At 57.9% G+C, this 13,274-nt stretch carries 13 protein-coding genes; 11 read left to right on the top strand and 2 right to left on the bottom strand.

Annotation, left to right across the window (positions count from 1 at the left end; translation table 11 throughout):
- Nucleotides 1-14: 14 nt before the first annotated feature.
- The 11 genes from ACR8BN_RS20875 to ACR8BN_RS20825 all read left to right on the top strand — a co-directional run bounded on the left by ACR8BN_RS20875 (nt 15) and on the right by ACR8BN_RS20825 (nt 10,621).
- The gene (locus tag ACR8BN_RS20875) at nt 15-827 is read left to right on the top strand and encodes a MetQ/NlpA family ABC transporter substrate-binding protein (protein WP_434747649.1); all 813 of its coding nucleotides are present in this window, start codon (nt 15-17) and stop codon (nt 825-827) included.
- Nucleotides 824-1,858, top strand: coding sequence for a methionine ABC transporter ATP-binding protein (locus tag ACR8BN_RS20870; protein ID WP_434747648.1), 1,035 nt, complete (start codon nt 824-826; stop codon nt 1,856-1,858). The genes ACR8BN_RS20875 and ACR8BN_RS20870 overlap by 4 nt, the downstream gene beginning before the upstream one ends.
- A gap of 34 nt (nt 1,859-1,892) precedes the next feature.
- Nucleotides 1,893-2,510 (top strand): methionine ABC transporter permease, encoded by a 618-nt coding sequence (locus ACR8BN_RS20865; RefSeq protein ID WP_222940270.1) that lies wholly within the window; start codon nt 1,893-1,895, stop codon nt 2,508-2,510.
- Nucleotides 2,511-2,513: 3 nt separating this feature from the next.
- Complete coding sequence (locus ACR8BN_RS20860) at nt 2,514-4,829, top strand: molybdopterin-dependent oxidoreductase (protein WP_434747647.1); 2,316 nt, start codon at nt 2,514-2,516, stop codon at nt 4,827-4,829.
- 131 nt (nt 4,830-4,960) lie between these two features.
- Nucleotides 4,961-5,980 (top strand): isopenicillin N synthase family dioxygenase, encoded by a 1,020-nt coding sequence (locus ACR8BN_RS20855; RefSeq protein WP_033760224.1) that lies wholly within the window; start codon nt 4,961-4,963, stop codon nt 5,978-5,980.
- Nucleotides 5,981-6,002: 22 nt separating this feature from the next.
- Nucleotides 6,003-6,806, top strand: a complete 804-nt coding sequence (locus tag ACR8BN_RS20850) for a MetQ/NlpA family ABC transporter substrate-binding protein (protein ID WP_010670746.1) — start codon at nt 6,003-6,005, stop codon at nt 6,804-6,806.
- Entirely contained in the window at nt 6,799-7,587 is a 789-nt protein-coding gene (locus tag ACR8BN_RS20845; RefSeq protein ID WP_052259238.1) for a methionine ABC transporter ATP-binding protein, read from the top strand. The genes ACR8BN_RS20850 and ACR8BN_RS20845 overlap by 8 nt, the downstream gene beginning before the upstream one ends.
- Complete coding sequence (locus tag ACR8BN_RS20840) at nt 7,575-8,243, top strand: methionine ABC transporter permease (RefSeq protein WP_022624728.1); 669 nt, start codon at nt 7,575-7,577, stop codon at nt 8,241-8,243. Before ACR8BN_RS20845 ends, ACR8BN_RS20840 begins: the two co-directional genes overlap by 13 nt.
- Nucleotides 8,244-8,252: 9 nt before the next feature.
- Entirely contained in the window at nt 8,253-9,323 is a 1,071-nt protein-coding gene (locus ACR8BN_RS20835) for an iron-containing alcohol dehydrogenase family protein (protein WP_434747646.1), read from the top strand.
- 97 nt (nt 9,324-9,420) lie between these two features.
- Entirely contained in the window at nt 9,421-10,023 is a 603-nt protein-coding gene (locus ACR8BN_RS20830; protein ID WP_434747645.1) for an NAD(P)H-dependent oxidoreductase, read from the top strand.
- Nucleotides 10,013-10,621, top strand: a complete 609-nt coding sequence (locus ACR8BN_RS20825) for a TetR/AcrR family transcriptional regulator (protein WP_083069542.1) — start codon at nt 10,013-10,015, stop codon at nt 10,619-10,621. Before ACR8BN_RS20830 ends, ACR8BN_RS20825 begins: the two co-directional genes overlap by 11 nt.
- 86 nt (nt 10,622-10,707) lie before the next feature.
- Here the strand turns inward: ACR8BN_RS20825 and malG are convergent, their stop codons facing one another.
- Nucleotides 10,708-11,598, bottom strand: a complete 891-nt coding sequence (gene malG / locus ACR8BN_RS20820) for a maltose ABC transporter permease MalG (protein WP_010247369.1) — start codon at nt 11,596-11,598, stop codon at nt 10,708-10,710.
- 150 nt (nt 11,599-11,748) lie between these two features.
- A complete protein-coding gene (gene malF, locus ACR8BN_RS20815; protein ID WP_143789622.1) occupies nt 11,749-13,272 on the bottom strand; it encodes a maltose ABC transporter permease MalF in 1,524 nt (507 codons plus the stop codon).
- Nucleotides 13,273-13,274: the final 2 nt, after the last annotated feature.

Below are 13,274 nucleotides of genomic sequence, written 5' to 3'. Positions count from 1 at the left end.
AATCAGGGCAAACAATGCAGATCACATCCCGGGGAATTATTCTGGCACTGACCACCGCCAGCCTTTTTATTTCTGCCGCTCAGGCAGCCGACCAGAAGAAAATACAGATTGGATTTAATCCAGGGCCTTATAAAGAGCAGTTTGAAAAAGGCGTCGCGCCCTTATTAATCAGGCAGGGGTACATCCTGGAGTATAAAGATTTCAGTGATGGGATTCAGGTTAATGATGCTGTTCATCGCGGGACGATTGACGCCAATATCATGCAGCATCCCGTCTATCTAAAGTCGGTTAATGACCGGCTTGGCATTGATAACGTTGGGATTGTGCAGGTGCCGACCCCGCCAATGGGGCTCTACTCTGGGCGCGTGAAAACGCTGACTCAACCCGCGCCGGGCAGCACGGTCTCTGTGCCCAACCAGCCCTCAAATGAGTACCGGGCGGCGCTGTTACTTCAGAGCATCGGCTGGCTCAAAATCAGCCCCGATAGCGATGCTGCCACTTTTTCGCAGAAAAATATCACGGAAAACCCCTACAAAATCGTGCTTAAAGAGATGGATAACGCCCAGCAGGTGCGTGCACTTCCCGACGTTGACTATGGAGTTATTCAGGGCAACTTCGCGGTATCCAGTGGTATGAAACTCAATTCGGCACTGAAACTGGAAGCGGCAACCAGCCAGTTTATTAACGTAGTGACGGTAGCCGGTAAAAATAAGCAGGCTCAGTTTGCCCGTGACATTATTGCCGGCTACCACTCAGCAGAATTTAAAAGCTATATCACCGGTAATGCGCAATATGCGGGCTATCTGCTGCCAGATTATTTCAAATGAGTCAGGTAGCCATTTCGTTTCGCCATGTCAGCAAAACGTTTGCGCGTAACGGTGCAGAAGTGCAGGCGCTGAGGGAGATTAATCTGCGCATCAACCAGGGTGACATCTTTGGCGTCATCGGCACCAGTGGAGCCGGAAAAAGTACGCTGCTGCGCCTGATTAATCACCTGGAGACCCCGACATCCGGCTCGGTTGAGGTGCAGGGTGAAGCGTTACAAGGGATCAGCAAAAAGCGCTTAATTCAGGTCAAAAAGCAGATTGGCATGATCTTCCAGCACTTCAATCTGCTCAATGCCAGAACAGTGTTTCACAACGTCGCCATCCCACTGATTTTGCAGGGCCGTGATAAAGATTTTATCGCTACCCGCGTGGCGGAACTGCTGGCGTTTGTTAACCTCAGCGACAAAGCCCACAGCTACCCGGATGAACTCTCCGGCGGTCAAAAACAGCGCGTCGGAATTGCCCGCGCGCTGGCGACCAATCCCGCGATTCTGTTGTGTGATGAGGCGACCTCCGCGCTGGATCCCCAGACCACGGTACAGATTCTGCTGCTATTACAGGAGATTAATCAGCGTTACGGCATCACCATTGTCCTGATCACCCATGAGATGTCGGTGGTCCAGAAGATCTGCAACCGGATGGCGGTGATGGAGCAGGGCCGCATCGTTGAACAGGGCGATGTCCTGTCGCTGTTTGCTGAGCCGCAACAGTCGGTGAGCGCCAGCTTTGTGCAGTCCGTCATCCACGATCGTCTGCCACAGCAGACACTGGCGCTGTTAAGCCAGCATCCGGCAGTCGACGTGCTGCGGCTGGAGTTTGTCGGCAGCACGGCACAACAGCCGATCATCAATCGCCTGATCCGTGAACATGAGGTTGAAGTGAATATCCTGTTCGCCAGCATGACGGAAGTACAGCGTACCATTCTGGGTTTCATGATTGTGCAGATCAAAGGCGAGCCCGCCCGGCGCGACGCGGCCATCCAGTTTCTCATCGCGACCGGAGTGAAAATCAGTGATCTCAGAACTCTTTGAAACCGCCATTACCGGCGATCAGTTCCTGACGGCGATGCAGGACACGCTGATTATGGTGGCGCTGTCGCTGGGGTTTGGTTCGCTGCTGGGACTGCCGCTTGGCATTGTGCTGGTGATCTGCCGTCCGGGTGGTATACAGCCAAATCGGCTGGTGCATCAGTTGCTGAACCCGATCGTGAATATCATCCGATCACTGCCGTTTATTATTCTGCTGATCACGATTCTTCCGCTGACGCGCCTGCTGGTGAACACCACCATCGGTACGGCGGGAGCCATTGTGCCGCTGGTGATATTTATTGCACCCTATATTTCGCGGCTGGTGGAGAATGCGCTGCTGGAGGTGGATGAGGGCATTCTGGAGTCAGCCAATGCGATGGGTGCCACCACGCTGCAGACCATCTGGTATTTCATGATACCGGAAGCCGCCTCGTCACTGGTGTTAGCCCTGACCACCGCCACCATCGGCCTGCTGGGTGCGACGGCGATGGCGGGCACGGTAGGCGGCGGCGGCATTGGCGACCTCGCCATCACTTACGGTTATCAGCGCTTTGATGCCTTTGCCACGATTTCGACTGCGCTGGTGCTGATTGTCATTGTCCAGCTACTGCAAACCCTGGGTACGCGTCTCTCGCGCCGTATCCGACGCGAGTGAGCCATGAAAAAGAATGATTTAGCCGTTATGCACTGGGGCACGTATCACGTCACCACCGAAGGGGACACGCTGACGTCGGTCAGGCCGGTGGCGTGGGACCGTAATCCCTCTGCGATCGGGCAGTCGTTACCTGGCGCGGTGCAAAGCGAAACCCGGGTCAAAAATCCGGCCGTCAGACTCGGTTATTTACAGAACAGAAGCGCATCCCGCGGCGGGCGCGGCAAAGAGCCGTTTGTGGAGGTGAGCTGGGATGTTGCGTTGCAGCTGGTGGCGGAGGAGCTGGGGCGGGTAAAAACAGAGCGCGGCAATCAGGCGATCTACGCCGGCTCTTACGGCTGGTCGAGTGCCGGACGTTTCCATCATGCCCAGAGCCAGCTTCATCGTTTCTTTAATCACTATGGCGGCTACATCGCCAGCACCAACACCTACAGCATTGCGGCCGGTGAACGCACGCTGCCGCACATCATCGGCAACCTGGATGAGTTACAACGTCACCATACCCACTGGCCGGTTCTGGCAGAGCATTGCGAACTGTTTGTGGCTATCGGGGGGTTGCCGCTGCGCAATGCGCAGGTCAATGGCGGCGGGGCTAACGACCATGCGCTTTCCCATTGGTTAACCACGCTACGGCAGAATGGCACCCGGTTTATCAACATCAGTCCGGTCAGAAACGATCTTGCTGGGGTGGCGGATGCGGAGTGGCTGGCGATACAGCCCGGCTCCGATACGGCGCTGTTACTGGCAATCGGGCAGGTGTTAATTACTGAATCTCTCTATGACGCGCCATTCACAGAACGTTACACGGTGGGCTTTGACCACTATGCCGCCTACCTGCTGGGTGAACGCGACGGGATAGCTAAAACGCCAGAATGGGCCGCACCGCTGACCGGGCTGGCGGCGGGAGAGATCCGTGCGTTGGCACGGCAGATGGCGGCGCATAAAACGATGGTGAATATTGCCTGGTCAGTGCAGCGGGCGCGGCAGGGCGAGCAGGCTTTCTGGGCCACCGTTGCGACCACCGCTCTGCTGGGTCAGATTGGCACGCCCGGCGGCGGGCTGGGCTTTGGTTACGCCTCAACCAATCTGGCCGGTGCCGCCCGGCGACAGTTTTCCGGGCCTCGTCTGCCCGCCGGCCATAATCCGGTGCAGCAGACGATTCCGGTGGCACGCATCGCCGACATGTTGCTCAATCCTGGAGGGCAATATGAGTTTGATGGGCAACAGCGGGTCTATCCCGACATCCGGCTGGTCTACTGGGCGGGCGGCAATGTCTTTCATCATCATCAGGATATCAACAAGCTGATACGCGCCTGGCGGCGGCCGGACACCGTGATTGTGCATGAGCAGTTCTGGACGGCGCAGGCAAAATTTGCCGACATCGTGCTGCCTGCGACCACGTCGCTGGAGCGTGAGGATATCGGCAGCGCCAGCAACGACGGTTTTATCATCGCCATGCCGCAGCATCTGCCGCCGTTTGGCGAGGCAAAATCGGACTACGCAATTCTTGCCGCCCTGTCGCAGCGGCTCGGTTTTGCTGACGCCTTTACGCAGGGACGTGATGAGCGCCAGTGGCTTCAGTCACTCTATGAAGATTCCCGGCCACGCGCGGCAGCGCAGGGCATCGAACTGCCGCCATTTGAGGCGTTCTGGTCACAGGGAGTGGTGGAGTATCCCGCGCCGGAGACGCCGCAGATCCTGCTAAAAGCGTTTCGTGATAACCCGGAGTCAGCCCCGCTCAGCACGCCGTCGGGGAAAATCGAACTTTTCTCTCAGCAGGTGGCCGATTTCGGGTATGACGAAGCGCCCGGATTTGCCTGCTGGTATGCGCCGGAATACCAGGCGCAACAGCAGGAAAAGCAGCAGTGGCCGTTGCATCTGCTCTCCAGCCAGCCACGGACCCGGTTGCATAGTCAGTACGATCATGGACGGGTCAGCCGGGCCACCAAAATTGCCGGGCGTGAGCCACTCTGGATGCATCCTGAAGATGCTGCTGCGCGCGGTATTGAGGAGAACAGCATCGTAAAAGTCTTTAACGGACGCGGCGCGCTGCTGGCGGGCGTGCATCTGACGCAGGATATCCTGCCGGGTGTCGTACAGATGTCGACCGGCGCCTGGTATGACCCGCTCGATCAGCAGGAGGGCCAGCCGCTGGATAAACACGGCAATCCCAATGTGCTGACTCAGGATTGCGGCAGTTCGCGACTCGGCCAGGGGTGCAGCGCGCAGACCTGTTTTGTCGAGATTGCGCTTTTTCAGCAGCCTTTGCCTGAGATTACGGCGTGGTTACCGCCGGCCTTCGTGGCGTGGAGCGCAGAGTAATCTGCGGGTGGTATGCCCGCGGCATGGTGGGATATTCCCATCCATCGCATATCCATAGCAGGATTAGTTGGTAGTTAACGCATAAATGAAATGGCAGTGTAAGGCGATTCCATGCCAACAGAGTGTCAATCATGAGCGCGTTAACCACAGCAGAATTGCCGGTAATTGATTTCGCATTATTGTCAGGTAATCAACAGCAGCAGCAACAGGTCCTGGAAAAATTAAGCCAGGCCGCGCGTGATGTCGGCTTCTTCTATTTAATCAATCACGGCATCGACCGTGAATTATTAGATGAGGTTCAGCACGTCGCGCGAAAATTTTTTGCCCTGCCGCAGGCGGATAAATCCGCGGTGGCGATGGCTAACTCGCCGCATTTTCGTGGCTATAACCTGGCGGGCGTGGAAATAACCCGCAGCCAGCCCGACTATCGCGAGCAGTTTGATATTGGTGCGGAACGGGAAGCGCTGCCCGTTACCGCCGATTCACCCACCTGGCAACGGATGCAGGGGCCGAATCAGTGGCCTGAAGCCTTACCTGAACTGCAAACGGTGGTCACCCGCTGGCAGCAGCAGATGACAGCGGTGGCGCTGGAGCTGCTGCGCGCCTTTGCCGGGGCACTGAATCTGCCGCGCAACGCCTTCGATAACCTCTATGGCGACTATCCCAACGAACATATCAAACTGATCCGTTATCCGGGCCGCACGGAGGGCGAATCACGCCAGGGGGTTGGCGCGCACAAAGATTCAGGCTTTCTGACGATGTTACTGCAGGATGACCAGCCGGGCTTACAGGTGGAAGTGACGCCGGACAACTGGATCGATGCCTCGCCATTGCCGGGCGCGTTTGTGGTGAACATTGGCGAGCTGCTGGAACTGGCAACCAACGGTTATCTGCGCGCGACGGTGCATCGTGTGGTGTCGCCACCGCAGAGCAGCGAGCGCTTATCCATCGCCTTTTTCCTGGGCGCGCAACTCGACGCCGTGGTGCCGATCTATCAACTGCCTCCTCAACTGGCTGAACTGGCACAGGGACCGAGCAGCGATCCGCTTAACCCGCTGCTGCGCGAAGTGGGCTGGAACTACCTTAAAGGCCGGTTGCGTTCGCATCCGGAAGTCGCCCGGCGTTTCTACCCTGAACACAACACCCACTGATAACGATAAGAGATAAATGATGATGATTAAAAAGCGCTTTCTGGCCCTGGCCGGTCTTTCACTGCTGATTGCCCAGAGTTTACAGGCCGCGCCGCTGCGCGTAGCGGCCGATCCGCTGCCCCATGCGGAAATCCTGGAGTATGTCAAAACCCTGGACCCGAAACTGGATCTCAAAATTGTTGAGCTGAGCGGGGGCGTGAATGCCAATGAGCTGCTGGCCGCCGGGGATGTGGATGCCAACTACTTCCAGCATCTGCCTTACCTGAAAGATCAGGAGAAGGCGCTGGGGAAAACCTTTGCCGTGGCCGCCAGTGTTCACATCGAGCCGCTGGGTATCTATTCGCGTAAGGTGAAAAGTTTAGCGGCGCTACCTGAAGGGGCCAGCATTGCGGTACCGAACAACACCACTAACCTGAGCCGCGCACTCTGGCTGTTGCAGGACAAAGGGGTGATCAAACTCAACGCGCAGGGTGAAACGGGTTCGACGCTGGTGACGCCGAAAGATATCAGTGAGAACCCGAAGAAAATTAAGATCGTTGAGATTGAGTCGCCGCAGCTGCCACGCTCGCTGGATGATGTGGATGCCGCGATTATCAACGGCAACTACGCGCTGGAAGCCGGTCTGACCCCGGCGAAAGATGCGCTGGGACTGGAGTCTGCAGCACATAATCCCTACGCCAACCTGCTGGTAACGACGCCAGAACTGGCGAAAGATCCCCGCGTGTTACAGCTGGCGAAAGATCTGCGCTCGCCGCAGGTAGCGGAGTTTATCCGTAAAAATTATCAGGGCTCAGTGATTCCGGTCGCGGACCAGCAGCATGATTAAACTCAGTCATCTCAGCAAACAGTATCCTGGCGCATCTGCGCCAGCGTTAGAGGACATCTCACTCACCATCGAAGAGGGGACCATCTTTGGCATCCTCGGCCGGAGCGGAGCGGGCAAAAGTACACTATTGCGCTGCCTCAATCGGCTGGAGAGTCCCACCAGCGGCCTGATTGAAATCGACGGGCAGGATCTCGCTGCGATGAGCCTGGCGCAACTGCGTCAGCAGCGACAGCAGATGGGGATGATCTTCCAGCACTTCAATCTGCTGCATTCGCGCAACGTGCAGGACAACGTCGATCTGGCGCTGGAGATTGCCGGTGTGCCTGCGGTTGAACGCCGCGAGCGGGTCGCATCGCTGCTGAAACTGGTGGGTCTGGCCTCTTTTGCGGCGGCCTGGCCGTCGCAGCTCTCCGGTGGACAGAAACAGCGCGTCGGCATCGCCCGCGCGCTGGCCGCCCGACCCCGTTATCTGCTGTGTGATGAGGCGACCAGCGCGCTGGATCCCGAAACCACCACCTCGATTCTCGATCTGCTGGCCGATATTCAGCAGCAGCTCAATATCACCATTGTATTGATCACCCATGAAATGGCGGTGGTGAAGCGGATTTGTGACGGAGCGGCGCTGCTTGAAAATGGCCAGCTGGTTGAGAGCGGCAGCCTGAGCCAGATCATGGGACGTGAAGAGGGACGTCTGCGCAAAATGCTGCTGAAGGATGGCGAAGCAGACCGGGCGTTTATCGAAAAATATCAGCGTGAGGCATTAACCCGATGCGTAGCATGAGTAGTGAGCGGTTTCAGGAACTGCTGCTGAACGCCACTGGCGAAACACTGTACATGGTGTTGCTGGCGGCCCTTTTCACGGTCGCGATAGGGCTACCGGTGGGCGTGCTGCTGTTTCTGACCCGGCCAAAAGGCATTCTGCCCAATCGCGCGATTTCACTGCTGCTGAATACGCTGGTAAATACCGGACGCGCCTTGCCGTTTGTGGTGCTGCTGATTGCGCTGATCCCCTTTACCCGTCTGCTGGTCGGCACCACGCTGGGCAGCACTGCCGCCATTGTGCCGATTACGCTGGGGGCATTTCCCTTTTTTGCCCGCATCGTGGAGAACGCGCTGGATGAGGTCGACCGCGGCCGTATAGAAGCGGTGGTATCAATGGGCGGCACCCTGTGGCATATCGTCAGCCGTGTGCTGCTGCCGGAAGCGCTTCCCGCGCTGGTGGCGGGCGTTACCCTGACGATTGTGATGCTGATTGGCTTCTCGGCGATGGCGGGTGTGGTTGGCGGTGGCGGGCTGGGCGATCTGGCAATTCGCTACGGTTATCAGCGCTTCGATAACCAAATCATGGCGGCCACCATTGTGGTGCTGCTGGCGCTGGTGATGCTGATTCAGAAACTCGGCGACCGGCTGGTGCGCTCGCTGGCATATCGTCGATAAGGAGCAACCATGTTTCGCGTGATGTCGCCACAAGGCTATCTGCAACGGCCAGGGCTGCGGGCCGGGGTGGGAGAAATTATCCGGCCGCTTGCCTCGCATATTCACATCCTTACCTCGCCGCGCGCCTGGCAGGCGGTGAATCCTGACATGAGCATAAGTCTGGAACAGGCGGGGATCCGCTGGCAGCTCGACACCCTGACCGGTGAGTGTACCGATGCGGCGATTGCTGCCCTGCAACAGCAGGTGCAGACGCACGGCGCTACCCTGATTCTGGCAGTCGGCGGCGGGCGGGTTCTGGACTGCGCCAAAGCGGTCAACGATGCGCTGCCGGAGATCCGGCTGGTTAACTTCGCCACGCTGGCCGCCACCTGTGCCGCCTGGTCTCCGCTGGCAATTATCTATGATGAGCGCGGCGGCCATCTGCGCAGCCAGCCGCTAAATGCCATGCCGGAGCGGATTCTGGTGGACAGCGAGGTCATCGCCCGCAGCGAGGTACGCTATCTGCGGGCCGGGATCGTGGATGCGCTGGCCAAATGGTTTGAATTTGAGCCTTATCAGCGACAGACGCCGCACCAGCTGGCGCTGGATCTCAAAGTCGCAGCCGCCTGGCAGGCGGTTACGGTGCTGAAACGCTGGGGCGAAACGGCGGTGGCCGATAACATCAGGCAGCAGGTCACCTCGGCGCTGGAGAAAGTGATTGAAGCCAACATTGTGCTGGCGGGGCTGGCTAACAGTATTCAGGATGCGATGGCGACCCCCGGCTTTGCCCATATCATCCACGATCGTCTGACTCACCAGCCGGAACTGCATCACTGGCTGCATGGCGAAAAGGTCGGCTTCAGCTTGCTGGTACAATCCTGGATTGAACAGCAGGGTAAGCAGGTAGAGCCTGAACTGCTGGCGTTGCTGCGCCGTTTCCACTCGCCCCTGACGCTGCCTGCGGCGATTAACGCGGACAGGGTGAGACAGATTGCGCAGCAGATCCATTTCCCCTCTGCCAGTCTGGCGCATCTTCCCTTTACGTTCGATCAGCATCTGCTGGAGCAGGCCTTGCTGGTGACGGCTGCTTTTAAACAGTAAATGCGGTCAGCGAATCGATCAGTGGTCGCCGCTTGCTAACCTACCAATAGTAACTTACCTTTAGTAGCTTAATGGCTAATCAGGTAAGGTGACAACGATGCATGCATTAATAGTGACTTCCCATCCTAATCAGGACGCTCACACCCACCGCGTGGCGGACCAGCTGGCGCAGGGCATTATCGCGACAGGCCACCATACGGCTGAACAGGCCGATCTTGCAGCAGAAGGGTTTGATCCGCGTTTTACGCTCAGCGATCACAGACATTTCAACGGCCTGGTGCCGACGCCGCCCGATGTGCTGGCAGAACAGCAGCGGCTGGATCGTGCTGTTGCGCTGGTGCTGGTCTATCCGGTCTACTGGTGGTCATTCCCGGCACAGCTTAAAGGCTGGATAGACCGCGTCTTCATCGCGGGCTGGGCCTTTGATGAGCAGGATAGCCATATCGTAAAACGCCTCGGCCATCTTCCCGTGCATCTGGTTGCGATTGGCGCGGCGGATACCCGAACCTTTCTGCGGCGCGGCTATTTCGCCAGCATGCGGAATCAGATTGATCACGGCATCTTTGACTATTGCGGTGCGCCGGTGGTGACCAGTGAACTGTTGCTTAGCGGCGATGAAGGCTATCCTGAGTCTCACTATCAGCTGGCGCATCAACTGGGCCAGCGTCTGTTCGCCCATCAGGAAAAACATGACCGTTGAAAAAACACCCCGTAAGCGTCTGTCACGCGAGGCACGACGCAGGCAGTTATCAGACGTCGCGTGGCAGATAATGCAAACCGAAGGCAGCGAGGCACTGACGCTGGCCAGAGTCGGCGACGCGGCGGGGGTCAGTAAACCGGTGGTTTATGACCACTTCACCACCCGTCATGGATTGCTGGCGGCATTGTATGACGATTTTGATCGTCGCCAGACCGAAAAGATGGAAGCGGCGATGAATGCCGCGCCGAAGGTGATGCAACAAAAAGCGGAAGTACTTGCGGCCTGTTATGTAGATTGTGTGATGACGGAAGGGCGTGAGATTCCTGAGTTGCTGTCAGCGCTCAGCACCTCACCGGAACTGGCTGCCATCAAACGCCACTATCAGCTCGACTTTATCGCCCGCTGTCAGCGCTGGTTTGCCCCTCTGGCAGGCAGCAGCGGTATTCCGGAAGCCGGCATGTGGGGCTTGCTGGGGGGCGCGGATGCCATCGCAGGCGCGGTGGCACGCGGCGATGTCAGCAAACCGCAAGGAGAGCAGGCGATCACTGCCATGGTTGTGGCGCTGGTGGCAGGCAGCCGTGCGTCGGAATCGGATTAGCATAAAAAAGGCGGCCCGCAGGCCGCCGAATCCTTCAACCACAACAGGCGTTGTGTAAGTAGTGGCAACGTACAATGATGATCGTTTTAGCCTTTCACCCCGCCCGCGGTTAAACCGCTCACCAGCCAGCGCTGCGCCAGCAGGAAAACCAGAGTGATCGGAATCGCGGAGAGCACCGCCGCGGCGGCGAAATCGCCCCATAGATAGTTCTGCGGATTGAGGTACTGCTGCATCCCGACCGCCAGGGTGTAGCTGTTTACATCGCGCAGCAGCAGCGAGGCGACCGGCACTTCAGTCACCGCAGCGATAAACGCCAGAATAAACACCACCGCCAGAATCGGCACCGACAGCGGCAGCAGCACCAGCCGGAACGCCTGCCACGGCGTTGCGCCATCCAGCGCAGCGGCCTCTTCCAGTGACCCGTCAATAGTTTCGAAATAGCCTTTGATGGTCCAGACATGCAGCGCGATACCGCCCAGATAGGCGAAGATCACCCCACCGTGGGTATTCAGCCCGATAAAGGGCAGATACTGACCGAGACGATCAAACAGAGCATAGAGCGCCACCAGCGACAGCACCGCCGGGAACATCTGGAAAATCAGCATCCCTTTCAGCAGACTGGCACGGCCGGTAAAGCGCATACGGGCAAACGCATAGGCGCAGGTGGTAGAGAGCGCCACGATGCCCAGCGCACTGATTGCCGCAATCTTGATCGAGTTCCATAACCAGAGCAGCACCGGAAAGGGCGGCGGTGTCACCCGGCCATCCGCATGTTCCACGCTGAAACCCAGCGCCAGCCGCCAGTGCTCCCACGAGATCTGCTCCGGGATCAGGCTGCCGGTGGCGAAGTTCCCGGCACGCAGCGAAATCGCAATCACCATCAGCAGGGGAAAGAGAATCGCCGCGATAAATAACAGCAGCAGCAGATGCGTGGTGAACAGACGCAGCCGTTGCGATTTTGGTTGTACCATAGCCATAACAACTCCTCAGAGCCTGGTCCATCAGGCTATTTTATTTGTCAGTCTGAACCCGGGCAGTGTTCACAATCCTCACATCCCAGGTTCCGGTTGTTCCACGCTCTTTGCGTCCGGACTGCCTGCAACCATGACGCCTGTCGGGCCAGGCGCTTAGTCGAATTTCATCCGCGAGGCTTTGAGGTTAATCACCGCCAGCGCACCCACCAGCAGGAAGATCAACGTGGCAATGGCAGCAGCCAGACCAAAGTCCTGCCCGCCGCCGCCTTCAAAGGCGATGCGCCAGGTGTAGTTCACCAGCAAATCGGTATAACCGGCTGGCGTGGTGGTGCCGAGGCGATCCGGCCCGCCGTTGGTGAGTAACTGCACCAGCACAAAGTTATTAAAGTTAAAGGCAAAGCTGGCGATCATCAGCGGCATCAGTGGTTTCAGCAGCAGCGGCAGGGTAATCAGGAAGAAGTTCTGCAGCGGTCCCGCACCGTCCATCGCCGAGGCTTCATAGAGATCGTCCGGAATCGCCTTCAGCAGGCCCATACAGAGGATCATCATGTAGGGATAACCGAGCCAGGTGTTGACGATAATCAGCATGGTGCGCGCCAGCGTCGGGTCGCTGAACCAGGCGGGCTTCACGCCAAACAGCGCGCTGAGCATCACGTTGATTTCACCAAAGCTCTGGTTAAACAGTCCTTTGAAAATCAGGATCGAGATAAACGCCGGAACGGCATAGGGCAGAATCAGCATCACCCGATAGACCGCTTTGCCGCGCAACGCCTCCCACTGCACCAGACAGGCCAGCACCATGCCCACCGCGACGGTCAGCACCACGGTGATCAGCGAGAAGAGTAGCGTCCAGCCAAATATCGCCAGGAACGGCTTCTGAATCCCTTCGTCAGTAAACACCCGCACGAAGTTTTTCCAGCCGGTATTCACGGTAAAGCCGGGACTTAAGGTTTCGTTCGCCCAACTGCCGTCGGCGTTAATCGCCTGGTAGAAACCAGTCTGCGGATTTGCGCGATAGCGCGCGTTACTCTGCTGGTTGATCAGCTCATCCTGCGTGCCAACCCGATAGAGTGGCTGGGTGCCGGAGAACTGGCGCAGTGAACTCATCCGCAACTGACGACCATCCGGCAGTTCCGCCCGGATCTGACTCAGTGCCTGACGATGGGTCGTAATCGCTCTGAAGTTCGCCCGTTCACCTGACGGTGACGCGGCAGGGGTCATTTTCAGCGTCTGTTCAGCGCCAAACTGAAACGGCGGTGAAACATAGTCTTTGCCATCATTCAGCACTAACTGCCAGCGATCGCCGGCCGGGAACAGAGAAAAACTGACTGCTTCACCCGACTGGAAGGTGCGGCCCAGCAAAACCTGCTGCGCCCGTTCAAAGGTGAGTTGGTTGCTGCTGCTGTAGTTGGTAAAGGCAATGGCAATCGTGCAGGCGAGAGGGAACAGCACAAACAGCGCCATTCCCGCCACGCCGGGATAGACATAACGCCACGCGTACGCGCGACGGTTAGCAAAAATCCACAGTCCGGTCGCACTGAGGATCAGCGTCAGCAACGCAAACAGATATTCGCCCTGCGCGTACATCAGCACCAGCAGATAGCCGACCAGCAGACAGCAGATCCCGATGAGAACGCTTTTCAACAGCACACTGCGCGTTTTCGGTTTTCCTGACATGA

This window comes from Pantoea sp. Lu_F5_004, assembly GCF_051136245.1.
GTDB classification, from domain to species: domain Bacteria; phylum Pseudomonadota; class Gammaproteobacteria; order Enterobacterales; family Enterobacteriaceae; genus Pantoea; species Pantoea agglomerans.
Note: the sequence above shows the minus strand (reverse complement) of the source record. Positions and strands in the feature narration are given on the sequence as shown.

Coding starts and splice junctions, on each gene's coding strand:
- ACR8BN_RS20875 (WP_434747649.1), top strand. CDS start 15: ATGCAGATCACATCCCGGGGAATTATTCTGGCACTGACCACCGCCAGC.
- ACR8BN_RS20870 (WP_434747648.1), top strand. CDS start 824: ATGAGTCAGGTAGCCATTTCGTTTCGCCATGTCAGCAAAACGTTTGCG.
- ACR8BN_RS20865 (WP_222940270.1), top strand. CDS start 1,893: ATGCAGGACACGCTGATTATGGTGGCGCTGTCGCTGGGGTTTGGTTCG.
- ACR8BN_RS20860 (WP_434747647.1), top strand. CDS start 2,514: ATGAAAAAGAATGATTTAGCCGTTATGCACTGGGGCACGTATCACGTC.
- ACR8BN_RS20855 (WP_033760224.1), top strand. CDS start 4,961: ATGAGCGCGTTAACCACAGCAGAATTGCCGGTAATTGATTTCGCATTA.
- ACR8BN_RS20850 (WP_010670746.1), top strand. CDS start 6,003: ATGATTAAAAAGCGCTTTCTGGCCCTGGCCGGTCTTTCACTGCTGATT.
- ACR8BN_RS20845 (WP_052259238.1), top strand. CDS start 6,799: ATGATTAAACTCAGTCATCTCAGCAAACAGTATCCTGGCGCATCTGCG.
- ACR8BN_RS20840 (WP_022624728.1), top strand. CDS start 7,575: ATGCGTAGCATGAGTAGTGAGCGGTTTCAGGAACTGCTGCTGAACGCC.
- ACR8BN_RS20835 (WP_434747646.1), top strand. CDS start 8,253: ATGTTTCGCGTGATGTCGCCACAAGGCTATCTGCAACGGCCAGGGCTG.
- ACR8BN_RS20830 (WP_434747645.1), top strand. CDS start 9,421: ATGCATGCATTAATAGTGACTTCCCATCCTAATCAGGACGCTCACACC.
- ACR8BN_RS20825 (WP_083069542.1), top strand. CDS start 10,013: ATGACCGTTGAAAAAACACCCCGTAAGCGTCTGTCACGCGAGGCACGA.
- malG (WP_010247369.1), bottom strand. CDS start 11,598: ATGGCTATGGTACAACCAAAATCGCAACGGCTGCGTCTGTTCACCACG.
- malF (WP_143789622.1), bottom strand. CDS start 13,272: ATGTCAGGAAAACCGAAAACGCGCAGTGTGCTGTTGAAAAGCGTTCTC.